Origin of the sequence: Flavobacterium chungangense LMG 26729, assembly GCF_000735715.2 — a bacterium.
In the GTDB taxonomy this organism is placed as follows: Bacteria; Bacteroidota; Bacteroidia; order Flavobacteriales; family Flavobacteriaceae; genus Flavobacterium; species Flavobacterium chungangense.
Genome location: NZ_JASY01000001.1, coordinates 748535 through 773943 on the forward strand (window position 1 = coordinate 748535; position 25409 = coordinate 773943).

At 33.2% G+C, this 25409-nt stretch carries 23 protein-coding genes; 6 read left to right on the forward strand and 17 right to left on the reverse strand.

Annotation, left to right across the window (positions count from 1 at the left end):
• Positions 1-63: 63 nt before the first annotated feature.
• On the reverse strand, positions 64-1842 hold the full coding sequence (locus tag JE46_RS02895) for an ABC transporter ATP-binding protein (RefSeq protein WP_031453759.1): 1779 nt from the start codon (positions 1840-1842) through the stop codon (positions 64-66).
• 203 nt (positions 1843-2045) lie between these two features.
• Between JE46_RS02895 and JE46_RS02900 the strand changes: the two genes are divergently transcribed.
• The 3 genes from JE46_RS02900 to yajC all read left to right on the forward strand — a co-directional run bounded on the left by JE46_RS02900 (position 2046) and on the right by yajC (position 4673).
• Complete coding sequence (locus JE46_RS02900; RefSeq protein ID WP_031453760.1) at positions 2046-3152, forward strand: Glu/Leu/Phe/Val family dehydrogenase; 1107 nt, start codon at positions 2046-2048, stop codon at positions 3150-3152.
• Between the two features lie 225 nt (positions 3153-3377).
• Positions 3378-4289 (forward strand): transcription antitermination factor NusB, encoded by a 912-nt coding sequence (nusB, locus tag JE46_RS02905; protein ID WP_031453761.1) that lies wholly within the window; start codon positions 3378-3380, stop codon positions 4287-4289.
• Between the two features lie 105 nt (positions 4290-4394).
• Positions 4395-4673, forward strand: coding sequence for a preprotein translocase subunit YajC (gene yajC / locus JE46_RS02910; RefSeq protein ID WP_031453762.1), 279 nt, complete (start codon positions 4395-4397; stop codon positions 4671-4673).
• 290 nt (positions 4674-4963) lie between these two features.
• On the opposite strand, the gene JE46_RS02915 is transcribed toward yajC, so the two are convergent.
• The 3 genes from JE46_RS02915 to JE46_RS02925 form a co-directional block, all read right to left on the reverse strand.
• On the reverse strand, positions 4964-5551 hold the full coding sequence (locus tag JE46_RS02915) for a YdeI/OmpD-associated family protein (RefSeq protein WP_031453763.1): 588 nt from the start codon (positions 5549-5551) through the stop codon (positions 4964-4966).
• 1 nt (position 5552) lies between these two features.
• On the reverse strand, positions 5553-6830 hold the full coding sequence (gene pepT / locus JE46_RS02920; RefSeq protein WP_031453764.1) for a peptidase T: 1278 nt from the start codon (positions 6828-6830) through the stop codon (positions 5553-5555).
• 117 nt (positions 6831-6947) lie between these two features.
• Entirely contained in the window at positions 6948-8084 is a 1137-nt protein-coding gene (locus tag JE46_RS02925) for a formylglycine-generating enzyme family protein (protein WP_031453765.1), read from the reverse strand.
• Between the two features lie 417 nt (positions 8085-8501).
• Between JE46_RS02925 and JE46_RS02930 the strand changes: the two genes are divergently transcribed.
• Positions 8502-9536 carry a quinone-dependent dihydroorotate dehydrogenase gene (locus JE46_RS02930; protein ID WP_031453766.1) on the forward strand — a complete coding sequence of 345 codons (1035 nt, stop codon included), beginning with the start codon at positions 8502-8504 and terminating at the stop codon, positions 9534-9536.
• On the opposite strand, the gene JE46_RS02935 is transcribed toward JE46_RS02930, so the two are convergent.
• The gene (locus JE46_RS02935; RefSeq protein WP_031453767.1) at positions 9522-10235 is read right to left on the reverse strand and encodes a DUF3307 domain-containing protein; all 714 of its coding nucleotides are present in this window, start codon (positions 10233-10235) and stop codon (positions 9522-9524) included. The two genes, JE46_RS02930 and JE46_RS02935, sit on opposite strands and share 15 nt — an antisense overlap.
• Positions 10232-10846 carry a SatD family protein gene (locus tag JE46_RS02940; RefSeq protein ID WP_031453768.1) on the reverse strand — a complete coding sequence of 205 codons (615 nt, stop codon included), beginning with the start codon at positions 10844-10846 and terminating at the stop codon, positions 10232-10234. Before JE46_RS02940 ends, JE46_RS02935 begins: the two co-directional genes overlap by 4 nt.
• Before the next feature lie 211 nt (positions 10847-11057).
• Here JE46_RS02940 and JE46_RS02945 point away from each other — a divergent pair, with 211 nt between their 5' ends.
• Both JE46_RS02945 and guaB read left to right on the forward strand, forming a co-directional pair.
• Positions 11058-11924 (forward strand): hydroxymethylglutaryl-CoA lyase, encoded by an 867-nt coding sequence (locus JE46_RS02945; RefSeq protein WP_031453769.1) that lies wholly within the window; start codon positions 11058-11060, stop codon positions 11922-11924.
• Between the two features lie 265 nt (positions 11925-12189).
• Complete coding sequence (gene guaB / locus JE46_RS02955; protein ID WP_031453771.1) at positions 12190-13662, forward strand: IMP dehydrogenase; 1473 nt, start codon at positions 12190-12192, stop codon at positions 13660-13662.
• Between the two features lie 57 nt (positions 13663-13719).
• Here the strand turns inward: guaB and JE46_RS02960 are convergent, their stop codons facing one another.
• The 11 genes from JE46_RS02960 to JE46_RS03010 all read right to left on the reverse strand — a co-directional run bounded on the left by JE46_RS02960 (position 13720) and on the right by JE46_RS03010 (position 25366).
• Positions 13720-14223, reverse strand: a complete 504-nt coding sequence (locus tag JE46_RS02960; RefSeq protein WP_031453772.1) for a hypothetical protein — start codon at positions 14221-14223, stop codon at positions 13720-13722.
• 121 nt (positions 14224-14344) lie between these two features.
• On the reverse strand, positions 14345-15229 hold the full coding sequence (locus JE46_RS02965; RefSeq protein WP_031453773.1) for a L,D-transpeptidase: 885 nt from the start codon (positions 15227-15229) through the stop codon (positions 14345-14347).
• Positions 15230-15499: 270 nt separating this feature from the next.
• Complete coding sequence (locus tag JE46_RS02970) at positions 15500-16450, reverse strand: alpha/beta hydrolase (RefSeq protein WP_031453774.1); 951 nt, start codon at positions 16448-16450, stop codon at positions 15500-15502.
• A gap of 57 nt (positions 16451-16507) precedes the next feature.
• Positions 16508-17089: an NUDIX domain-containing protein gene (locus JE46_RS02975; protein WP_031453775.1), complete on the reverse strand. Its 582-nt coding sequence runs from the start codon at positions 17087-17089 to the stop codon at positions 16508-16510.
• Between the two features lie 58 nt (positions 17090-17147).
• Positions 17148-18419 (reverse strand): adenylosuccinate synthase, encoded by a 1272-nt coding sequence (locus tag JE46_RS02980; RefSeq protein ID WP_031453776.1) that lies wholly within the window; start codon positions 18417-18419, stop codon positions 17148-17150.
• A 94-nt stretch (positions 18420-18513) separates the two neighbouring features.
• Positions 18514-18972, reverse strand: a complete 459-nt coding sequence (locus JE46_RS02985; protein ID WP_031453777.1) for a Fur family transcriptional regulator — start codon at positions 18970-18972, stop codon at positions 18514-18516.
• An 88-nt stretch (positions 18973-19060) separates the two neighbouring features.
• Positions 19061-21280, reverse strand: a complete 2220-nt coding sequence (locus JE46_RS02990; protein WP_031453778.1) for a RelA/SpoT family protein — start codon at positions 21278-21280, stop codon at positions 19061-19063.
• A gap of 234 nt (positions 21281-21514) precedes the next feature.
• The gene (locus JE46_RS02995) at positions 21515-22303 is read right to left on the reverse strand and encodes a TrmH family RNA methyltransferase (protein ID WP_031453779.1); all 789 of its coding nucleotides are present in this window, start codon (positions 22301-22303) and stop codon (positions 21515-21517) included.
• A 127-nt stretch (positions 22304-22430) separates the two neighbouring features.
• On the reverse strand, positions 22431-23375 hold the full coding sequence (locus JE46_RS03000) for a hypothetical protein (protein WP_051872804.1): 945 nt from the start codon (positions 23373-23375) through the stop codon (positions 22431-22433).
• A 26-nt stretch (positions 23376-23401) separates the two neighbouring features.
• Positions 23402-24733 (reverse strand): DUF58 domain-containing protein, encoded by a 1332-nt coding sequence (locus tag JE46_RS03005; RefSeq protein WP_031453781.1) that lies wholly within the window; start codon positions 24731-24733, stop codon positions 23402-23404.
• Positions 24734-24766: 33 nt separating this feature from the next.
• Positions 24767-25366 (reverse strand): hypothetical protein, encoded by a 600-nt coding sequence (locus JE46_RS03010; RefSeq protein ID WP_031453782.1) that lies wholly within the window; start codon positions 25364-25366, stop codon positions 24767-24769.
• Between the last annotated feature and the right edge of the window lie 43 nt (positions 25367-25409).

Below are 25409 nucleotides of genomic sequence, written 5' to 3' on the forward strand. Positions count from 1 at the left end.
TTCTATCATTTTTTGGAATTAATAGTAATCAAAAATCATAAAAAATTATCTATTACGCAACAATTAAAGTAATTCTTTTTCCGAAAGTTGTTTTAAATATAACGATGCATAATAGCCCTCTTGATTTATTAATTGATTATGAGAACCTTGTTGTATGATTTTGCCATCTTCCAGAATGATTATTTTGTCAGCATTTTTGGCTGAAGAGACACGATGGCTAACTATAATGGTGGTTTTGTCTTTACAAATTTCAAATAAATTGTTCAAAATTGTTTCTTCGGTTTCAGTATCAACTGCAGAAAGGCAGTCGTCAAAGAGCAAAATAGCAGGGTCTTTAATAATGGCACGTGCAATAGAAACACGCTGCTTTTGTCCGCCGGAAAGCGTAATACCTCTTTCTCCTAAAATGGTTTCGTATTGTTTATTGAAAGCTATGATATTATCGTGAACCACAGCATTTTTTGCAGCTTCAATTACTTCTTCATCAGTTGCATTTTGATTGCCAAATTTGATATTGTTTTTAATGGTGTCCGAAAATAAAAAGGCATCCTGAGGTACAATCCCGATGTTGTTTCGTAAATCATTTAAATTTAAAGTCCTGATTTCATTACCATCAATCGTAATTTTTCCTTCGGTAACATCGTACAAACGTGAAATTAAGGATAAGATAGTGGATTTTCCTGAGCCCGTCTTCCCCAAAATAGCCAGTGTTTCACCTTTTTTAACAGTGAACGTTACATTTTCTAAAGCCTCAATATTGGTGTCCTGATAAGTAAAACTTACATTTTCAAAAGTAATTGAACCCTGAATATCTGACGAATTAGGATTGTTGTTTTTGATTTCAGGCTCAATTTTCAAAAACTCATTTAGACGTTTTTGAGAAGCCTCTGCCTCCTGAACCATTGATGAAACCCATCCTAAAGAAGCAACAGGCCAGGTCAGCATATTGACATATAAAATAAATTCGGCAATAGTTCCAATATTCGGAATTGTTCCGTTGATGTACATAATACCTCCAAAATAAATTACCACCAGATTACTGATTCCGATAAGAGCAATCATTAATGGACCAAACAAAGATTGAACTCTCGCAAGGCTTAAACTTTTGCTTTTGCTTTCGTCAGACAGAGCAATCATATTGTTCTGGTGCTGATTTTCTAATGAATATGCCTTAATAACCCGGATGCCTGAAAATATTTCCTGAGTAAAACTCGAAACTTTCGATAAATACTGCTGAAAAGTAGTACTGCGTTTATTGATTTCAGAACTCAGCTTAAAAATACAATACGACAGAAGAGGCAGGGGGAGAAGTGTATATAAAGTCAATAACGGAGAAACATTATACATATATAGTATAACAATAGCAAAACGTATAAATGTGTTGATCGTATACATAACTGCAGGTCCAACATACATACGAACTTTTGAAACGTCTTCGCTGATACGGTTCATTAAATCTCCTGTTCGGTTTTGTTTGTAGAAATTTTGAGAGAGGTTCTGATATTGACTGAAAACCTCATTTTTTAGATCAAATTCAATATGACGCGACATTACAATTAAGGTCTGGCGCATTAAAAAAGTTAAAAATCCTGCAACAATTGCACTTCCTATGATTAACAGAACGTTATGTATTAAATCCTGTTTATAATATCCGATAATAATCGAAGATTGCCGATCACTTTCAGATAATTTTAAGAATTTTTCAATAGTATCAAAAGACTTACTCACCAGTTTTGGAGTAAATAAGAAAAATATTTGTGCGATTATAGTGATTAAAATTCCAAAAGAAAAACTGTATTTGTACTTAATGAAATATTTGTTTAAATAGCTTAATTCTTTCATTTTTTTAAGAAATGTGATGTTGTATTGATTTAAATTTTTGAATTATTATGAATTAAAAGTATAATAAATTGCAATTTAATCAAAACAATAATATTGTAAAATTATTAATTTAAAGTTTAAAAATTAGCACATGTGTATTTTTTATGTATGTTTGAGTTGTCTTTTTGACGAATTCATAATTTTAACTAAATAATACTAGCGCTATGGATGCAACTTTCGCAACTGGAAAGGAACTTCAAAAAATGGATCCCGTTTTTGGTCAGTTATCTTTTAACGATCACGAACAAATTGTATTTTGCAATGACAAAGATACAGGTTTAAAAGCAATTATTGGTATTCATAATTCGGTTATGGGACCAGCTTTGGGAGGTACCAGAATGTGGAATTACAACACTGAATGGGAAGCTCTAAACGATGTTTTGCGTCTTTCAAGAGGAATGACTTATAAATCTGCGATTACCGGACTTAATATTGGCGGAGGTAAAGCGGTTATTATTGGTGATGCTAAAACTCAGAAAACGCCTGAACTAATGCGTAAGTTTGGTGAGTTTGTTCATTCTCTAAGCGGAAGATATATTACAGCTGAAGATGTTGGAATGGAAACAAAAGACATGGACACTGTTAGAGATGTAACACCTTATGTTACGGGTATTTCTGAAGAAAGAGGCGGATCAGGAAATCCTTCACCTGTTACAGCTTACGGAGTTTATTTAGGGATGAAAGCGGCTGCTAAAAGTCAGTTTGGTTCTGATGTTTTAGCCGGTAAAAAAGTTTTGGTTCAGGGAATCGGACATGTGGGTGAAACTTTAGTTGAATATTTAACAAAAGAAGGAGCGCAGGTAACAGTTACTGATATAAATGAAGAAAAATTATATCAGGTTGCTCAAAAATATAATGCATCTATTTATACAGGCGAAGATTTATATACTGCTGATGTTGATATCTATGCACCATGCGCAATGGGAGCAACAATCAATGATGCTACGATAGAAAAAATTAAAGCAAAAGTAATTGCCGGTGCAGCAAACAATCAGTTGGCAGATGAAAATGTTCACGGTGCAAGATTGCAGGAAAGAGGGATTTTATATGCTCCTGATTTCTTAATCAATGCCGGCGGAATCATCAATGTTTATGCCGAATTGGCGCATTATGGAAAAGCAGAAATCATGAGCAAAACCGAAAATATCTATAATACAACTTTAGAAATTATCGACTTTGCAGCCAAAAACGGTTTAACAACCCATAAAGCAGCGCTTACAATTGCTCAAAATCGTATCGATCAAAGAAAAATCGAAAACAGTAAAAAATAATTTTAAACAATAGTTTGATTCTCTGTCTCAGTTTTTAGTTTCAGTTTGCTATAGCAGCTGTTACTGGAAACTGGGATTTTTTTTTAGGCTGAAACTTAATTGGTTTCTCAGGGCTTTTTTTATCGAATTAAATTTTAATTTAAACTCTTTAATTCTTATTTTTGCAGACTAATTTTTAAAAGTTCTTACAAGGTGGTAAATAGAAGACACTTACGCGTTAAAGTCATGCAATCCATTTATGCAATGCATCAAAGCGGTTCTGATAATCTGGAAAAAGAAGAAAAATTTCTTTTTTACAGCATCGACAATATTCAGGATTTATATCTTATAATGCTTTCTTCATTGATTGAAATTTGCAAAAAAGAGTCCGTCTTTTTACATCTTTCAAGTAAAAAACATCTTGCAACTGCTGCAGAACGTAATCCGAACGAAAAATTTATCAAAAACAAAATTTTTCAGCTTCTTGCCGAAAGCAATTCTCTTAGCATTGCTTTAGAAAATCGTAAAATCAACAATTGGTCTTTAAACGACGATTATATCATTTTGCTTTTAAATGATATTAAAGCAAGCGATTTGTATGTAAAATACATGAGCAACAATGTGAATACTTTTGAAGAAGACAGACAATTTGTAATCGATTTGTTTTCAGAAATCATTGTTCCGAATGAAAAATTGTATGAATATCTGGAAGATGATAAATTAACGTGGGTAGATGATATTCCTGTTGTAAATACGCATATTATTAAACAATTAAAGGCAATTAAAACAGAAGATCCTGATGATTTCAGAGTGCCAAAATTGTATAAAGATGTTGAAGATAAAGACTTTGCAAAAGATTTGTTCAGACGTACCGTTTTAAATGAATCAGTTTTGGCAAAAGAATACGATGATAAAACGCCAAACTGGGATAGCGAAAGAATCGCAGAAATCGATACCATTATCCTGAAAATGGCAATTTGTGAATTTTTGAAATTTCCTTCAATTCCGGTAAAAGTAACGCTGAATGAATATTTAGAAATTGCAAAAGAATATTCTACACCAAAAAGCAGTATTTTTATTAACGGAATTTTAGATAATCTTGTAAAAGAGCTTACTGCTAATAAAAAAATGATTAAGGTTGGAAGAGGATTGATGTAATTTGTAGTAAATTATAAAAATCAAATAACAAATTCCAATGTCACTCTGAGCGGAGTCGAATAGCAAAAAAGAATATTAAATATAAATCAAAAACAGAATTTAATTATGGGACAGTTAGGTCAATTTGCGCCATTTCTTTTAATGTTTGTGGTAATCTATTTCTTTATGATCAGACCACAGCAAAAAAGAGCAAAAAACGAAAAAGAATTTGAAAGCAGCCTAAAAGTAGGTGACAAAATAATTACTAAAAGTGGTTTTCACGGTAAAGTTGTTGAACTTGCAGAAACTACTGTTGTTATCGAAACAATGTCAGGAAAATTAAAATTAGAGCGTTCTGCTATCTCAATGGAAATGAGCGCTGCTTTGAATGCTAAAAAGGCTTAAGTTTTTTTAAATTCTAAAAAATATTAAATCCCAAATTCCAATTTTAAAACTGGAGTTTGGGATTTTTTGTGTCATTGCGAGAAACGAAGCAATCTTGCTTAGTGAGCCCATGAGTAATTTAGTAATCTTAGCGGAATTTCTGTGTGAGATTGCTTCGTTTCTCGCAATGACTAGCAGAATGAAAAAACCTTGGTAAAAGTTTTAAACTTTTACCAAGGTGTAATTTGCTTCTTTGACTTCGCTTAGAAAGGCAATAGTTTTGGAATTAGAATATTGGACTTTTTAAATGTTTATCTGTATTTATCATTCAGCCCAACATTCGCCAATATCATAGGAACCACTTTTTCAATTCTGGAAAGTTTAGTTTTTTCCTGTTTGGCGGTTTCAATATATTCTAAAAACTCGTATTGTTTGTAAGGAGAAAACTTCTGAAAGGCTTCTTTTAAAGCAGGATTCTGAGCCATTTCTTTATCCAGAATTTCCGAAACAATAGCTTCTTTTTTGGAAGGTTTGATTACTTTTCCCAGCTTCTCGTTTTGGATTGCCTCGAAAATATATTTTAAAACTTCTTTTTCGTTGATTTCTTCTTTCGAAGTAAAACGCCATTGACGCAAAGATTTTGTTAGATTCTCCTGAGCGTTTATCAGTTTCTTTTTTTCGTCTTTCAGGAAAACTCCGTTGAAAAACCAAATAGCAAAATAATCTTTAAATCCGCCAAGGCCAATTACGTTTTTCTTTTCATAAACATAAACCGGACCGCCCCATTTTGTGGTCTCCGTTAGTTCTGTTTTGTCAATAATAGATTTGAGAAGAAGTAGTTCTTTTTCCCATTTATCTCCGTATTTCCAAATGCCTTTATTTTCGGATTTTGATTCCAAATTATCTTCTTCCTTTAGGTTTTTCAGGTGTATCAAAAATGCCTGGAATTGCTGTTAATTCAGCAATTTTCACAATAACATCAGTTGCCTTTTGAATACTTTCTGCCGGAACATATTCGTATTTTCCGTGAAAGTTATGACCGCCTGCAAAAATATTAGGGCAGGGTAATCCCATAAATGACAATTGAGAACCGTCAGTTCCACCGCGAATAGGTTTGATGATTGGTTTGATGTTGAGTTCACGCATTGCTTTCTCTGCAATATCTACAATATGTTTTACCGGAAGCACTTTTTCTTTCATATTGTAATACTGATCTTTAACTTCAGCAGTTACAATGTCTTCGCCATATTGTTTAGCGAATTTTTTATTGAATTTTTTGGTAATCTTCTCAATTAATTCTTTTCGCTTTTCGAACTTTTTCTTGTTATGATCACGGATAATTAATTCTAAAATGGTTTCTTCAATATTTCCTTTTATATGATGAACATGGAAAAAACCTTCATAGCCTTTGGTCTCCTGTGGTGTTTCTCTTTTAGGAAGTTCATTGATAAAATCATTCGCAATCAGCATCGAATTGATCATTTTTCCTTTCGCATAACCTGGATGAACGCTTTTTCCTTTAAAAGTAATTTTGGCTCCCGCAGCGTTAAAGTTCTCATATTCCAATTCACCAATTTGGCTTCCGTCCATCGTATATGCCCATTGCGCTCCGAATTTCTCTACATCAAAATGATGTGCTCCGCGTCCTATTTCTTCATCAGGAGTAAAACCAATTCTGATTTTTCCGTGTTTAATTTCCGGATGCTGAATCAGATATTCCATTGCCGAAACGATTTCTGTAATTCCGGCTTTATCATCGGCACCCAGCAAAGTGGTTCCGTCAGTTGTGATGATAGTCTGTCCTTTATATTGTAGTAAATCCTTGAAGTAATCTGGAGATAAAATGATGTTTTTTTCAGCATTCAAAACAATATCTTTTCCGTCGTAATTTTCAATAATCTGCGGTTTTACATTCGCTCCGCTAAAATCAGGAGAAGTATCAAAATGCGAAACAAATCCAATGGTTGGAACTTCATGATCAACATTGCCTGGCAGAGTGGCCATGATGTAAGCTTTGTCATCTATAGTGACATCCTGTAAGCCAATTGTTTTTAGTTCTTCAACTAATTTATTGGCAAGATTCCATTGTTTTTCTGTACTTGGTGTAGTTTGTGAATTTGGGTCTGATTCAGTATCAATAGTTACATAACTGATAAAGCGATCTATGATATGTTGCATTTTTTTAATTTTTTAACAAAGATAGAATTTTTAAGATGGATTATTGAGTTTGATAATCAGTAATAAGAAAGGATTCTATTGGTGAGAATAGAATCCTTTCTTATTAAAATGGTGTTATTAATTGCTTTGCACGCATCTGAATCCAATATGATTTGCGGGAGACTGATAATCTCCTTTTCCTCTGGTTCCTACCATGTAACGTGTACAATATTGGTCTGTGCATAAAAAGGATCCTCCGCGTTGTACTTTTTTAGGTAAATCTGGTTCTGCAGGGTCATAAGATTTTTCAGGTCCCTGAGGATTTTTGATTGTTTGCCCGCTTTTACTTAAAATAGAATAATAGTCAGTCGTATACCAGTCGTTTGTCCATTCCCAAACATTTCCGCCAATATCATATAATCCATATCCATTTGGTTCGAATTGCGCTGTTGGAGCTATGCCTATGTAGCCGTCATCTCCTTTATCTCCTTTTTCTACAGGGAAATTCCCCTGATAGATATTGGCCTGAAATTTCCCTTTTGGTTTTAACGTGTTTCCCCAGGCATAAAGTTGTCCGGTTTTTCCTCCTCGTGCTGCAAATTCCCATTCTGCTTCTGTGGGTAATCTTTTGCCTGCCCATTTTGCATAAGCAGCTGCATCGGCATAAGAAACCTGAACGACAGGGTATTTCTCTCTTCCTTTTATTGAGCTTCCGGTGCCTTCAGGATGTTTCCAATCTGCTCCTTTAACATAAGTCCACCATTGCATGTAATTATTCAAATCAACTTTTGCAGGAGTTGGAGTAAACACTGCCGATCCGGCAATTAAATTTTCTAAAGGGGCATCAGGATATTCTTCATGAGTAGGCTCTTTTTCAGCTAATGTTATATATCCTGTCGCTTTTACGAATGCCTCAAATTGTTCGTTAGTTACTTCTGTTTTATCCATGTAAAATCCATCAACATACACTCTGTGTATGGGTGAAGCATCTTTGGTAACACCTTTTATGCTGCATAAACTTTCGTCTTCTACATTGCTGCCCATAGAAAATTCTCCTCCCGGAATCCATGCCATTCCTTTTGGTGTTTTGCCGGTTGGTTTGTTTTTGTTTTCAATGGTTGGCTTAAATAATGATTCTGCAGATATGTGTGGTGTTTCGGAACACTCCATTGCTGTGGATTTTGGTTTAGGAATTATTGTTTTTGTGAAGCTATATGCAATAGAAATAACGGATATTGTTAGCAAAGCAAAAATCCAATAGGTTTTAGTTTTCATTACGGTAGTCTTTGAATTTGAAAAGTATAACTTGAATACATAAAATAATCAAAGTTACAAAAATATTCTATTTATTCTATAGGGTTAGTTATGTTTTTATTTGTTCTTTTGATAATAACCAAATTGTCTGGTATGTGATATTTATTTATGTTTTCATTAATTTAGTGTATAGTGTTAATTTTTATGAGTGTAGGGGTTGTTGAGTTAAGTTAAATTTTATTTTGAGAAAAGCTTTAATTTATATTTTCGATTTTTGTTTTTAGTATGATTTTTTGATTCAAGTTCTGTTGCTTAATATAATTTCAGATACTTTTGGTAAGAGAGGCAACAAAATTGAGCTAATTTGTTTTGTATAAAAGAAGTCATTTTAAAGTTTAATATCTAAATTTGCATCCAAAAAAATAATAACACACTCTTATGTATAAATTGATAATCCGCCCGATACTTTTTTGTTTTGATCCTGAAGAAGTTCATTACTTTACTTTTTCATTTGTCAAATTCATTTCAAAAATTCCGGGAGTTACATCGATTATCAAATCAATTTATGAAGTAAAAGATGCCCGATTAGAAAGAGAAGTTTTTGGTATTAAATTCAAAAATCCGGTTGGACTTGCAGCAGGATTTGATAAAGATGCGAAACTTTATAAAGAATTTGGGGATTTTGGTTTTGGTTTTATAGAAATAGGAACTGTAACTCCTGTGGGTCAGGAAGGAAATCCAAAAAAACGTTTATTCAGATTAAAAGAAGATCAGGCAATTATTAACCGAATGGGGTTTAATAACGGCGGTGTTTTGGAAGCAGTTGAACGTTTAAAAAAGAATTCAGGAGTTTTAATTGGTGGAAACATCGGAAAAAATAAAATAACTCCAAACGAAAATGCTGTTGACGATTATGTCATTTGTTTTGATGCTTTGTTTGATCACGTAGATTATTTTGTGGTGAATGTAAGTTCTCCCAATACCCCAAACTTAAGGGCTTTACAGGATAAAGAACCTTTGACAGCCTTGCTTCAGACATTGCAAAACAGAAATGTTGAAAAGCAAAAAACAAGCAGCCAAAAAGTTAAACCAATTCTTTTAAAAATTGCTCCGGATTTAACAGACGAGCAGTTATTAGATATTATTGATATTGTAAAGATTACACAGATTGCTGGTGTAATTGCCACTAATACAACAATTTCAAGAGACGGATTACAATCGCAAAATAAATCTGAAATGGGAGGCTTGTCCGGAAAGCCATTAACGAAACGTTCTACAGAAGTAATTCGTTTTCTTTCTGAAAAAAGCAACAAAGCATTCCCGATTATTGGAGTGGGAGGAATTCATTCTGCTGATGATGCGATTGAAAAACTAAATGCAGGAGCCAGTTTAGTACAATTATATACAGGTTTTATTTATGAAGGACCTGCTTTGATAAAAGCGATTAATAAAAAAGTTTTAAGGCAATTGTAAAAGTGACTGAATAATCAATCCCACGATTGTTGAAATCCCAAAACTTATTAGAGTCCCAATCATTACGTATTCGGTCAGTTTTCGGTCTTTGGCTTCTTTTAAATCTCCAAACCTGAAAATAGATTTGGCAGCCAATAAAAACCCGATGGCTTCAAAATGCCCTGTTAAAATAAATCCGAATACAAATAAACGCTCTAGTATGCCAATGTAATTTCCTGCATTGGCAAGCGAATTATCCTGATTGCTGTTCTGACTTTCTGGACTCCAAATAGAAATAATAGTTTTAATAAAGATAGAAGTAGGTTTGGTTAACAATAATATTCCGGTTGCCAAAATCCAAAAATTATTTTCCTTCCAAAAAAAGATAATACTTTTGTTCTTATATAAAAGTACAATCGAAATAAGAATCAATATGTGTAAAATTTGGTCCGTGACAAACCAAGTGCGTTTTGTGTTATTTTTTTGAAAACTTAATTTGATTAAATCAATAATTCCATGTGTGACTGCAATTAAAATAGCGTATGGAATAAACTGAATTTCTCCGGCCAAAATTGCTGCTAAAGTCCCGTGCAATAAAATATGAAAGTATAAAAATTTACTTTTATACTTTTTATTTTCCTTGTCGGTCACCCATGAATTGGGCTGCCATATAAAATCACCTAATAAATGTGCTAAAAGTAGTTTTGTAAATAAAATCATGAGACTGTAAGTTGTTTTATCTGAGTTCTGAAATAACGGTCTAAATTCATAACCAAATCAAATTGAGCGCGTTTTTGTCTCCTGCTGACAGCTGCTTGATTAATACTCAATTTTTGCCCCAGTTCTTCCTGTGATAGCGTTGGATTTTCTATTGCAACAGCAACAAATTCTGCTGATTGTACAAGCCAGTTATCCATAAAAGTCAACGCCAATTGTATCATTAGATTTAATTTTTCATCAATATCCACATTACCTGTTCGTATGGCCAGAGTTACTTTCTGTTTTTTTAAAGTTTCAAAAAGTTCTCCCGAATGTATAAAAGCGCCCCCGTTGCTTTCGGATATTTTTTCGGCATTATGCGTTTTATCTCCAAAACCAATACTCATTCTGGCATCAGATCTAATGGCTCTTAAATGAGCCTTTAACAGAATAGCAGTTAATAAAGCATCTTCCGGGTTTTTAACTTCAATTTGAAATTCGTCGCCCCTGTAAACCTCCCATTGACTAGGTGTTTCTCCAAACTGAATTAGAATTTTTTTTAAGTCTTCGACCCAATGTCTTGATTTTTGTTGTCTTGAGCCAATTATATCACCTGTAATTATGCTAGTCATAACATCAAATATAATTAAAAATAAATAAAGTTAATATTACAAATATAAGGAATGTTTTTAATTATTACGCTTTTGTGTAATATTTTGTTTTATTACGTATTTTGGTAATATTTTTAATTATTACCTTAAAAAGGAATATTTAAATAAAGAAAATTATAACTTTTATTTTTTTAAAAAAGAGCCTAACTTAGCCTTTACAAAAGAGCAAGCTTTGAGTAAAGAAATCAAAATTATCGAATGTCCACGTGATGCCATGCAAGGTATCAAAACATTTATTCCTACCAAAAATAAAGTTTCTTATATCCAGGCTTTACTCAGGGTGGGTTTTGATACAATAGATTTTGGAAGTTTTGTGTCTTCTAAAGCGATACCTCAAATGCAGGACACTGCTGAGGTTTTGGCTCAGCTTGATTTATCTCAGACAACAAGTAAACTTTTGGCGATTATTGCCAATACACAGGGTGCATCAGCTGCTTCTGAGTATGAAGCCATTCGGTATTTAGGATTTCCTTTTTCGATTTCAGAGAATTTTCAGATGCGAAATACACATAAAACTATTGTGCAGTCTTTAGTTACACTTGAAGAAATTTTTGAAATTGCTGATAAAAAAAATAAGGAAGTAGTAACCTATCTGTCCATGGGGTTTGGAAATCCATACGGAGATCCCTGGAATATTGAAATCGTAGGGGAATGGACAGAAAAATTAGCGAAAATGGGTGTGAAAATCCTGTCTCTTTCAGATACTGTCGGAAGCTCAACGCCAGAGGTTATTACTTATCTTTTCTCCCATTTAATTCCAAAATATCCTCAAATAGAGTTCGGAGCACATCTGCATACAACACCTAATAGCTGGTTTGAAAAAATTGATGCTGCACATAAAGCAGGCTGTACACGATTTGATGGTGCTATTCAGGGTTTTGGTGGTTGTCCGATGGCAACTGATAAACTAACGGGTAATATGCCAACAGAAAAACTCATTTCATATTTTACGGCTAATAAAAAAACGACCAATTTAAATTCTTTAAGTTTTGAAAGTGCTTATAACGAAGCCTCTAAACTATTTGGTAAATTTCATTAAGATTTTTGAAGCTATTCCGGCTCTCCATTTCAAGCACTCGGGCAAAAACACTTTTTTCCAAAGTCCTTAAAAGAGCTTCCGCCGGTCGCTTTTTAAAGCCTGGAAAAAAAAAGTGTTTTTACCTTTCGTGGCTTTCCATTTCGATCCGGGCTGGGGCATTAAGGTAATGATTTCTTTTAGAGTCAAAAAAAAATCTGAATAAGTTAATGAACAAGTTTCCAATTTATTCACTATATTTGCACGCAATTCAACTACAAATTGCAACATGATAGCACACAACTCCAAGATCATCGGTGAAGGTTTAACTTACGATGATGTATTATTAGTACCAAACTACTCGAATGTGCTTCCACGCGAAGTGAGTATCAAATCAAAATTCTCAAGAAACATAACATTAAACGTTCCAATCGTATCTGCTGCTATGGATACAGTGACCGAAAGTGCAATGGCAATCGCTATGGCACAAGAGGGCGGAATTGGAGTTTTACATAAAAATATGACCATCGAACAGCAAGCGGCGAAGGTTAGAAAAGTGAAGCGTGCTGAAGCCGGAATGATTTTAGATCCGGTAACATTGCCAATGACTTCTACAATTGCCGATGCAAAAGCTGCTATGAAAGAATTTGGCATTGGAGGGATTCCAATAGTAGACGAAAACAGAATCTTAAAAGGAATTGTTACAAATCGGGATTTACGTTTCGAAAAAAACGGTGCAAGGCCAATCGCTGAGGTAATGACAAGTTCGAACCTTGTTACTGTTGCCGAAGGAACTTCGTTAGAGCAGGCTGAAGTTGTTTTGCAAGGTCACAAAATCGAAAAATTACCAGTTGTAAACGCTAAAAATGAATTAGTTGGTTTAATTACTTTTAGAGATATTACCAAACTGACTCAAAAACCAATTGCTAACAAAGATGTTTTTGGACGTTTAAGAGTGGCTGCAGCTATTGGAGTTACAGGTGATGCGGTTCAAAGAGCTGAAGCATTAGTTGCTGCTGGAGTGGATGCTATTATTATAGATACTGCCCACGGACATACTGAAGGAGTGGTAAATACATTGAAAGAAATAAAAGCAAAATTTCCACAGATAGATGTTATTGTTGGAAACATCGCAACTCCTGAAGCTGCTAAATATCTGGTAGAAAATGGTGCAGACGGTGTAAAAGTAGGAATTGGACCTGGTTCTATTTGTACTACCCGTATCGTTGCAGGTGTTGGTTTTCCTCAATTTTCAGCTGTTCTTGAAGTTGCAGCGGCAATAAAAGGCACAGGAGTTCCGGTTATTGCAGATGGTGGAATTCGTTACACAGGAGATATTCCTAAAGCAATTGCTGCAGGCGCTGACTGTGTAATGTTAGGTTCATTGTTAGCAGGAACAAAAGAATCACCGGGTGAAACGATTATTTTTGAGGGAAGAAAATTCAAATCTTACCGTGGTATGGGTTCTGTTGAAGCCATGCAAACGGGCTCTAAAGATCGTTATTTTCAGGATGTTGAAGATGATGTAAAAAAATTAGTTCCGGAAGGAATTGTAGGTCGCGTTCCTTATAAAGGTGAGTTAAACGAAAGTATGCTTCAGTTTATAGGAGGTCTTCGTGCCGGAATGGGATATTGCGGTTCTAAAGATATTCCTACTTTACAAGAAACAGGACGTTTTGTTAGAATTACGTCAAGTGGAATTACGGAAAGTCATCCGCACAACGTTACCATTACAAAAGAAGCTCCAAATTATTCAAGATAAATTTTTACTTTTTGATATTAAAAAAGGCATAAGATTTTAATTCTTATGCCTTTTTCTTTAGTTGATTGCTGAAATTCCATTATTTAATTCATCAATAATACTTTGATTTTTCTCTATTGCTTCAGCCTGAGCTCCATATTGGATTTGTATTGAACCGCCTTTTCCATTGTAAATAAAACCTTGGTATTTATATAAATAACTGTTGTAGTTTAATTCACAGGTAAAATAATTTACTTCAAGATTATTTATTGTTTTTTTATAAATTTTTAAATTTTTGATTTTTCCAAACTCTTTATACTCATCTTCAATTGTACTTTTAAGTTTGTTGTCAGAAATAAAATAATCATATTCAATAAAATAGGCATTTATCAAGTTGTATTTATCATGAAATTCTACATCCCAATTTTGAGATTCAGGATTTTTTATCCAATGATCAGGATTGTATTTTATTTGATAAAGTTCTTTTCGGCTGGTATAAGTTTCTGATTTTGAATTTATTTTAGTTTGTCCAAATGAAAAAGCGCTTGACAGTAGAAATAGAAAGATTAATTTTTGCGACATTTTATATTTAAAATTTTAGATTATTAAACGAAAATAGCAAATTAAAATAACTCAGTGAAAATACAAATGAATAGTAATGGTTAAATTTTTTTTAAAGGGAATCTTTTTTAATTAAACACATTTAAAGAGAGGTTGTTTTCTTTTCCGTTTCTCTTACAGTTTGATTTTCTAAAATTTCTTGGATAAAAGGTTGTGTCTGCTTTTTAATTTCAGCTTCAGAAATATTCAAAGCTTTGGGATTAGTAGCTAATTGCAGCCAAGGTTTTGGGCCGCCAAAATCATAACTTCCGAAAACAATTACAGGAGTTCCTTTTACTTTTACATTTTCTTTGTCTTTTAAAATCCATTCATCAGCAAATTTGTAAAGGTATTTAGCATCCTTTTCCAATAAACGAAGACATGAGTGTGAGGCTGGATAACCTGGTAATTCGTATTGGTGAAAACCAACGCCAAGTTTATTTTCGATATTGAAATTCCATTTTAAGTCCCATTCGTCATTGAAGGTGCTGGTTGTTTGCTCGGCTTTCCAATTGGTAAAAAATAATCCGGTTGGAGTAGGATCATTTTTTCTTCCCATATTTGTTGGGCCTGTATGTACTAATTCACCATTTGCATAAGCTGCAAAAGTTTGCGTAGGATATGAAAAAATAATAATTTTAGAAATTCCTTCCAGAGCCTTAACATGTAAGGGGAATGGAAGATAGTAAACCAAATCGCCACTAAAATCTACCGGAACCACTACAGAATCTAATTTTTTTAAATTAGTTTTATCAGTTCTGTTTAAAGCGTACAGGATATTCATTTTACTACTGTCGGCTTCATTGTTTTTAAGCCACTCTTTTGTGTTTTGAAGTAGGTAAGAAACAGATTTTGGTTTCTTGTATTCAATTGTTTTTTTCGGTTTTTTATTTTCTGTAATTGTAACTGTGTCACTTTTTTTGCAAGAAACCAATAAAGTTAACAATAATAATAGTAGGGCGTTTGCTGCGTAGTATAACTTTTTCATAGGTCGTAATTTTAGATAATTAAAATTACAAATACAGACCGGAATGCAGCTTACATAATTTTTAGGATAGTTTATTTGATTTTCATTATTATTCTGTTATTTCAAATTTTACGCGAAAGAACTTCCGGTACAGAAGCTTTCCATAAATAAAGGATCATCATTAATATTAAGCTTAATATAGCTTTAGTCAATTGAAATTATTGCAGTATAAAATATTCAGAATAAAGATAAAATCAATTTGAATCGCTTCGTTCTTATAGTGTTGAATAATTAATTTATCGTTTTTTTTAAAAATTCGTTGATATTTTGTATCCACTCAATTTTATTTTTAATCAAATAATTTTCATGCCCTGTATTTTTGTAAATAGTGAGCTTTTTAGGGCCTTTTAGGTTGGTGTAAATTTCATCTATTTCTTTTCGGCTTACGCTTTTATCTTTTTCCCCATACAATAATAAGGTTGGGCAAGTGATGCTTTTTGCATATGTTGTTGGATTGTGTGCAAATCCCCAAAATCCATTTTGTACACCTCCCCAAAAAAGTAATATTCTGGGTATAACGAAAGTTGGTGCGTTTACTCTTCTAAATCTCGCAAGGACAGTTTGGTACATTGAGCCAAATGGACATTCGAGTATGATTCCTTTTGGTTTTATCCGGTAATCATTAATAGATTTCATTATAGCGACAGCTCCCATAGAAGTACCAAACAATAAAATGTTTTTTTCTCCGGTTTGGTTTATATAATCAAAGGCAGTCTTAACTTGTTCTGATTCTTTATAACCAATTGTGGTTTGGTTTCCTTCGGAATTTCCGCTTCCCATAAAGTCAACCAGCATAGTACTAAAACCTAATTTTATAAATTCATCTGATTTTTCAATCAGCTGCGATTTTTCGCCGCCATAACCGTGAAATAATATGACTGTTCCTTTTGATTTTTCAATTTTAATTAACCAGCATTCAATCTCTTTGTTGCTTTTTAACTTTACAGTTTGGTGCTTTTGGGATGGGAATTTTTTATTCTTAGGTTTGGGATTATTAACCCCAAAAAATACAATTTTAGCTTTGTCAAGTGAAGATAGTTCTTCTGGACTCTTCGTTTTTTTAGCCTTGCTGTTCGAAAAGTGAGTGAATTTATAAGCATGAAAAAAAGCAATACTATTTATTATTATAAAAATAGCCAATAGTATTTTAAGAATTTTAGTTACGTATTTAGGTAATTTCATTTAGAGTTTTTATCTTAATTTGTGCTATCTAAAATAATATATTCTAAATCAAAAAGTTTAAATCAATCCTTTTATTTTTGCATGCTGCAATAACATAATAGTTTTGGCATCTGAAATTTCACCAGATTCAATCATATCATAAGCTTCTTCAAACGTATATTCAAGGACTTCAATATTTTCCTGTTCAGCATCTAAACCACCACCTTCGCTTACTTTCATACTTTCATCATATTCACCAACAAAAAGATATAGAATTTCTGTAACAGCGCCTGGAGACATGTAGGTTTCTAAAACTTTTTGAACTTTAGAAATACGATAACCTGTTTCTTCTTCTGTTTCACGAATAATTGCATTTTCGGGATTATCCTGATCCAAAAGTCCGGCACATACCTCGATCATCATACCGTTCTTATTTCCGTTAAGGAAAGTAGGTAAACGAAACTGACGAGTTAAAATGACTGTTTTTTTTGTCGAATTATATAATAAGATTCCAGCGCCATTGCCACGGTCATAAACCTCACGCGTATGTATTTCATGTACTCCGTTTTCTTTCTTGTAGTCAAAAGTAACCCGATTTAAGATGTACCAATTGTCTGAGAGTAATTTAGTTTCTTTAATTTGAACTTCTGGATTTTTCATAAATGAAATAATTTATTGTATAAAAAAAAACGCTCTGATTATCAGAGCGTTTAAAGTATTATTTTGTTATTGTTTGCTTTCTGTCTGGTCCAACCGACACAATTTTGATTGGTACTTCGATTTCTTTTTCAATAAACTCAATGTATTCTTTTAGCTCAATAGGTAATTGATTATAAGTTGTCAATCCTGTTAGGTCAGCTTTCCATCCTTTAAATTCTTTGTAAACCGGAGTAACATTTTCCGGTTCAATATTATAAGGGAAGTGAGAAATATTTTGTCCTTTATAGTTGTATTCTGTACAAACTTTAAGAGTTTCAAAACCAGAAAGTACATCGCCTTTCATCATCATTAACTGCGTAACTCCGTTAACCTGAACAGCATATTTTAATGCGACTAAGTCTAACCATCCACAACGTCTTTGTCTTCCTGTAACAGAACCAAATTCGTTACCAACTCTTGCCATTGTAGCACCAACTTCGTCAAAAAGTTCAGTTGGGAAAGGTCCGCTGCCAACACGTGTAACATAAGCTTTGAAAATTCCGTAAACTTCTTTGATTTTGTTAGGAGCAATTCCTAAACCTGTACAAGCTCCTGCAGCCGTTGTGTTTGATGAAGTTACGAATGGATAAGTTCCAAAATCTACATCTAACAATGATCCCTGGGCACCTTCGCAAAGAATAGATTTACCAGCTTTTTGAGCCTGATGCATATACTCTTCACTATCAATAAAATCTAATTTTTTAAGTTCTTCAATAGCTTCAAAGAATTCTTTTTCTAATTCAGCTAAATTATACTGAATAGCAACATCATAAAAGGCAATCATTGCTTCGTGCTTGTCAGCCAAAGCTCTGTAGCGCTCTTTGAAATCTTCTAATTCGATGTCTCCAACACGTAAACCATTTCTACCTGTTTTATCCATGTAAGTTGGTCCAATTCCTTTAAGGGTAGAACCAATTTTTGCTTTACCTTTTGATGCTTCAGAAGCTGCGTCAAGTAAACGGTGAGTAGGTAAAATTAAATGTGCTTTTCTTGAAATGATTAATTTGCTTTTGATATCAAGGTTAAATTTCTCTAAACCTTCAATTTCTTTTTGAAAAACTACCGGGTCAATTACAACTCCATTTCCGATGATATTTACTGAATCTTTATGAAAAATTCCTGAAGGAATGGTTCTAAGTACGTGTTTAATTCCGTCAAATTCTAATGTATGTCCTGCGTTTGGTCCTCCTTGAAAACGTGCGATAATATCATAATTTGAGGTAAGTACATCAACAATTTTTCCTTTACCTTCATCTCCCCATTGTAATCCTAGTAATAAATCTACGGTCATTCTTTTTTAATTTGCGTTGGGACAAGCTGAGTCGTCCTACTGATTAATGTAGTTAATTTTCTTTTTTTATTTTTTGAATAATTCCCTTTCCGGATTATTGATTTTGTTTTTTGTTTCCGTAGAAATACAATGAGTGATTAGTAATCTCAATGTCAAATATTTCTTCGATTGTTTTTTTGATGGTTTGAATTCTTGGATCACAAAATTCAATTACTTCTCCGGAATCAGTCATGATAATGTGATCGTGCTGTTTGTCGAAATAAGATTTCTCGTAATAAGCCTGATTTTGCCCAAATTGATGTTTTCTAACCAAAGCGCAGTCTAGTAATAGCTCAATCGTGTTGTACAAAGTTGCTCTACTTACACGATAGTTTTTATTTTTCATTTTGATATAAAGGTTTTCTATATCAAAATGCTCTTCGCTGTCGTAAATTTCCTGAAGTATAGCATAACGCTCAGGAGTTTTTCGATGCCCTTTTTGTTCAAGATACATTGTAAAAACATTTTTTACAATTTCTTGATTCTTAGTGTTGTCAGTTGAAATGAGTGTCATATCCTGCAAAGATAATTTTTTATTTTTAATGAATAAAAGTTTCGGGTTTAAAGTTTCGTTACAAAACCCTTAGAGATAGGTTAAAAAGTTAGGTTCTGTATTCTCTGGTTACTTTATCTACACCGTCAATTTTCTTAATTGCACTGATCATTTTCTTCAAAATAGTATTGTTTTTTACAATTACAGCAACCTGGCCATGAAAAATTCCGGCATCAGTACTAAGCGAAATACTCTGAATATTCACGCTCATATTATTCGAAATTACTTTAGTAAGCTGATTGGTTAAACCCAAAACATCCATACCTGTAATATTGATAATGGCTTTAAATTCTTCCTGAGAAGAGTCTATCCATTTTGCGCTCATGATCCGATAAGCATAATTTGACTGCATTCCGATAGCATTTGGGCAATCTTTTTTATGTACTTTGATTCCTTCATTTATCGTTACAAAACCAAAAACATCATCGCCGGGAATTGGGTTACAGCATTGCGAAAGTTTGTAGTCTAGTTTGTCATGTTCGGTTCCAAAAACGAGCATGTCATAATTACTGCTAATAACTGGCTTATGGATATCTTCGGCAGCCGTATCTTTATTTCTTTTGATTTTATTTTTAAAGAAATTGATAATCGTATTGCTCTTTTGTGCGGCGTAATCTTTTAACTGCTGATTTTCAATGGCGCCAATTCCAACACGATAAAATAAATCTAAACTTGTTTTAAGTCTGAAAAAATTAACTAATTCGTTTGTAACCTGTTCATTAATAGTGATTTTTAAGTGCTTTAGTTTTCGGGTAAGTAATTCTTTTCCTTCTTCGGCAATTTTTTTCGTATTCTCGTTTAGAACGTTTTTAATTTTATTCTTCGCTCTTGAAGTTGTTACATAATCTAACCAGTTTATAGTTGGTTTTTGATTTGCTGAAGTAATGACTTCAACCTGATCACCACTTTTTAGTTCGTGATTTAAAGGAACTAAACGGCCATTTACACGAGTTCCTCTTGTTTTGATTCCAATTTCAGAGTGGATGCTAAAAGCAAAATCCAGAGAAGTTGCCCCTTTAGGTAATGATTTGATTTCTCCTTTTGGGGTAAAGACAAAAATTTCCTGTGAATACAGGTTCATTTTAAAATCTTCCACAAAATCTACTGCATTAGTTTCGGGATTTTCCAAAGCTTCACGAAGTAAATTCAGCCAGACATCCAGGCCGCTTTCTTCAGATGCACCGTTTTTGTATTTGTAATGTGCAGCATATCCTTTTTCGGCAATTTCATCCATACGTTCACTTCGTACCTGAACTTCAACCCAGCGGCCTTTTGGCCCCATAACGGTAATGTGCAAAGCTTCGTAACCGGTTGATTTTGGTGATGATATCCAGTCACGTAAACGACTCGGGCTGGGTCTGTAATGATCTGTTACGATGGAATAGATTTTCCAGGCAATAAATTTTTCGTCGTGAGAATCACATTTATAGACAATTCTAAGCGCAAACTTGTCATAAACTTCATCAAAACTCACATTTTGTGAACGCATTTTGCGACGAATAGAATAAATTGATTTTGGTCTTCCTTTTATAATATAATCGATATTTTCTGCATCTAAAGATTTTTTCAAGACATCCGAAATATCTTTAATATAGGCGTCTTGTTCTTCTTTAGTTTCTCTTATTTTGCTTACGATATCTTCGTAAACAGCAGGTTCAGTATATTTTAAGCCTAAATCTTCCAATTTGGTTTTAATATTATAGAGTCCCAAACGGTGTGCGAGAGGTGCATAAATGTATAAAGTTTCAGAAGCAATTTTGGTCTGTTTGTACTCAACCATTGACTCCATAGTCTGCATGTTGTGAAGACGATCGGCTAGTTTAATCAAAATAACACGTACATCATCGTTCAGGGTCAGAATCATTTTTCTGAAATTTTCTGCCTGCATTGATGCATTCAGATCTTTTTGAACCATTGAAATCTTAGTTAATCCTTCGACCAATTGTGCTACTTTCGGGTTGAATAAACGTTCAATGTCTTCAACTGTTATTGGCGTATCTTCAACAACATCGTGCAATAAGGCCGCAGCAATAGAAGTGGCTCCCAGACCAATTTCTGAGGCTACAATTTTCGCAACTGCAATAGGATGAAAGATATATGCTTCACCTGATTTACGTCTTTGTTCTTTATGGGCATCAACGGCTACGTCAAAAGCTTTTCGAATTAACTTTTTATCTGTAGGGCTTAAAGTCTGATAACTGATTCGAAGTAATTCTTTGTACTCTTGTGCAATTGCTTTGTTTTCTTTTTCAATATCTATTTCTGTCATAACGGCATGGTTCAATTCTTAAAAATAAGGATTACTTTGAATATACGCAAGGGAATATATTGCTGATTTTAGATTTTAAACTTTAAGTTTTGGAAGGTAAATATAGATGTAAATCGAGCGGAGGCAGTGATGTAAATTTCGCTTAGTTTTATTCTGAAAGTTTATAAAAAGACAATAAAAATTGTTTGGAAACAGTAAAAAAAAGTCGCAGACTTTTAATTTTCAAACTAACAACTAAAACCCTCTCTGTCTTTTAGCTTCAAAAATTAAAATAGCAGCAGCTACCGAAACATTCATACTGTCAATTTCGCCCTGCATCGGGATAATAATATTTTGAGTTGCAGCATCACGCCATTCCTGAGTTAATCCTGTCGCTTCGGTACCTACAACCAAAGCAGTTGGAGTGGTAAAATCCTGTGTATGATAGGAGGTTGAATTTTGTAAAGTAGCGCAATAAAAATCGATTTTTTTCTCTTTTAAAAAAGTAATAATTTCTAAGGTAGTTCCCGTTGCAATCTGATTGGTAAACAAGCAGCCAACGCTGGAACGCACAATATTAGGGTTGTATAAATCGCTTTTTGGATTGGCAATTAAAACCGCATCCAGATTGGCAGCATCGGCAGTACGTAAAAGGGCACCGATATTTCCAGGTTTTTCAGGAGCTTCTGCCACTAGAATCAACGGATTTTCGGATAACTTTAAATCTGATAATTGCAATGACTTGGCTTTGGCTACAGCCAGAATTCCTTCTGTCGTATCCCGATAAGCCAGTTTTTGATATACTTCTTTGTTGATTTCGATTAACTGAACCGATGCTGAAACCAGTTTTTCAATTTGATTTTCAGTAACCAGTTCAGGTAAAAATAAAACAGTTTCTATTTCGTAACCTCCTTTTTGAGCTAATGAAATTTCACGTAATCCTTCAATCAAAAATGTACCGGTTTGTCTACGGGCTTTTGCTTTTTCCTGCAATAAAACAAGCGATTTTATAAACGGATTCTGGATTGAAGTAATTTGTTTCATTGTTTAAGCGACTAAGTTTCTGAGGCGCTAAGGTACTTAGATTTTTTGAAAGAGATATAAAGATTAAGAATAGCAAAGCTGCAAAGATTTTTTCCCACAAGGGTTTAAATTTTTAAGGGATAATTAGTTATTCTGAATCATTAAAAGAATTTACTTTATAAATTAAACGAATTTTGACAGGATCTTTTTTTGAATTTGGATATTTCTCACTGTTTACTCTTTGCTCAAATATTTTCATAATATCCAGATCCAGATCATCTTTAACAGCATAAGTTATTTCGTTTTTTTTCTTTTTTAACTCAAATTCAACCATTATTTTGCCAGATTTCATGGAGCTTTTAAAAAGCTCATTAAATATTTCATCTGTTTTTTTTATTATCAGTTCAATATCTTCAAAAGAGCTGTTTGTGTTTAATTCCTGATCAGAACTTAAAAGAATAACCTTTTCCAGAGCAGTTTCTTTTATTCCTTTAGAAACAGAATCAATTTCTTTTCCATTTTGATATTTCTTGACATCATTTTTTTGGATGTTATTATCTGGTTTTGGTGCTTCGTCTAGCCAAAGTAATTTTAAATCTTTTTTTAATAAGTTTAAAATATAATTATGTTCTTTAGTCTCAACTATTAACAAAGGTTCATCAATGTCAAATGATATTACAGACCAATAATATTTCAATTCATCTTCATTAGCTTTTCTAATTTTGTAATCATGAGAAACTTCATTCTTAAATTCATCCCATATTATTTTAGAATCATTAATATCCTGACTCATTTTCCCGTCCAGGATTAAATTATCAACATGAAATTGTACTTTCCCTTGCTTTATATTTTGGATTTTTTCATTGTCCTTGAGCCTTTTCCACAATTCGGGGCCAATAATAAGATTGTTTTGTAGTATTTTATAATCATTGTTGTCAGATAGGTTATCACTTATTATTTTTTTTGCTTTTTCAACAACCTTAGGGCTAGAATAATTATAAACCACTCCTTTGGGAATTGTTATGGTCTCAGTTTTTTGTGCACGGAATAAAAAGCCTGTAAGAAGAAATAGGGTTAAAAAAAAATTTTCCATTTTTAAATTGATTCGTTAATATAATTCTACAAAATCCCCCTGGATTTAATCTCCAAATATTTATTAATGGCATCCAAAGTCAGATTCTCAGGCTGAGTCAGAACCGAATGGATTCCGTATTTTTTCAGCTCATTGGCAATCAAACGTTTTTCGAACATGAATTTTTCGGCAATTACTTTGTCATATACTTCCTGGATGGTGTCGGTTTTTTTATTGATAATTTCGTTCAGTTCTGTGTTGCTGAAGAAAACAACCACTAATAAATGACTTTTTGCAATTCCTTTTAAATATGGTAATTGTCTTTTTAATCCGTCCATGGTTTCAAAATTGGTGTACAAAATAATCAGGCTGCGCTGGTTGATATTTTTCTTAACATCTACATACAAACGGCTGTAATCGCTTTCAAAAAAGTCAGTTTTGATGTTGTATAAAGTTTCGAGGATTTTTTGCATTTGCGAACCTCTCTTTTCAGCAAAAACACGGTTTTCTACTTTTTTGGAGAAGGCAAAAATTCCGGCTTTGTCCTGTTTTTTCAAAATGACATTGGCTAAAACCAAAGTCGAATTAATGGCATAATCCAGCAAACTCAAGCCATTAAAAGGCATTTGCATTACACGGCCTTTGTCAATGGCTAAATAAACCGATTGTGATTTTTCGTCCTGAAACTGGTTAACCATTAACGCATTTTTCTTTGCTGTAGCTTTCCAGTTTAAAGTTCGAAGATCATCGCCCTGAACATATTCTTTAATTTGCTCAAATTCCATTGTATGGCCAATTCGGCGGATTTTCTTGATTCCGTATTGAAATAGATTATTTGAAAAAGCCAGTAAATCATATTTTCTCAATTGAATATAAGAAGGATACGTTGGTACCATTTTATCTTTATCAAAAGTAAATCTTCTCGAAATTAATTTTAAGGGTGATGAAACGTAAATATTTAAGTTTCCAAAATAATATTCACCACGCTCTGTTGGACGCAAATCGTACCCAATTTTATCCTGTGCAGAAGCTTTAATGGTTTTCACTATTTTAAAATCACGTACCTGAAACTGAAACGGAATCTCGTCAATAACCTTAATTAAAATTGGGAAAGTATAATGATTTTTTATCGAAATGCTTATCGGATTTAAATCGCCATTCGAAAGTTTTTCAGGCATATCTCTTGAAGCTTCAATTCCGGTTTGGGTGATATATAAAATTAAGATATCCAATGCGAGAAAAGTGATCAGTATTAAAATAACAAACCAGACTCCGTTGTATAAATTCGGGAAAATGAAAGCACAAACAAATAGTCCCACGATGCCTAAAAGCACGTAGAAAAAGAAATTATTGAGATATAGACTTTTTATGAATTTCAATTTAATTAAGAATTAAGGTTAAAGGTATTTTTACTATATTTTAGTAAAGCTTTTATAATCAAATCCATCTAAAACAGCTATTTTCCATATTCCATTTTCATTCACTGTTGTTACTCTATATTTTGGACTTTCTTTCCATTCTGTCCATGCCCAGTAAAAAGTTGCCTTGTCATTTTCAATTTTCAGGTTGTTTATTTTCATGGTTTTCCAGAACGCATCCGGAAAGTCCTGACAATTACACCAAGGGTCGCTGTCATTACCATATGGAGGAAGCTCTCCCACAAAGTATTCAGCTTTGTTCGTTTTAAGATTGTCACCAATTTTCAATCCTATTTTATTATAATTCTCAATAAATTGTTTCGAAAAAAAGTTAGACTTTTTAAGTTCTTCAACTATTTTATTGTGCGTTTTCAAATTTAATCCAACATATTTATCACCTTTTTTGTTTGCAACAACATCAAAGTCAGATTGCGTTTTTTTAGTCTCAATCCATTCATAAGCTCTTCTTATCAACGTTTCGAGCCGCTGCTTATCGCCATCAAAATTAATAGTCGTATTTGCATTTTCGATTGGGATAAAACTAACCAAAGAAATTCCAATAAAGAACCCAAAGAGCAGTTTAAATAATCTCATTTAAAATTTAGTATTTCGAATTAACAATCAATTATGAACTATT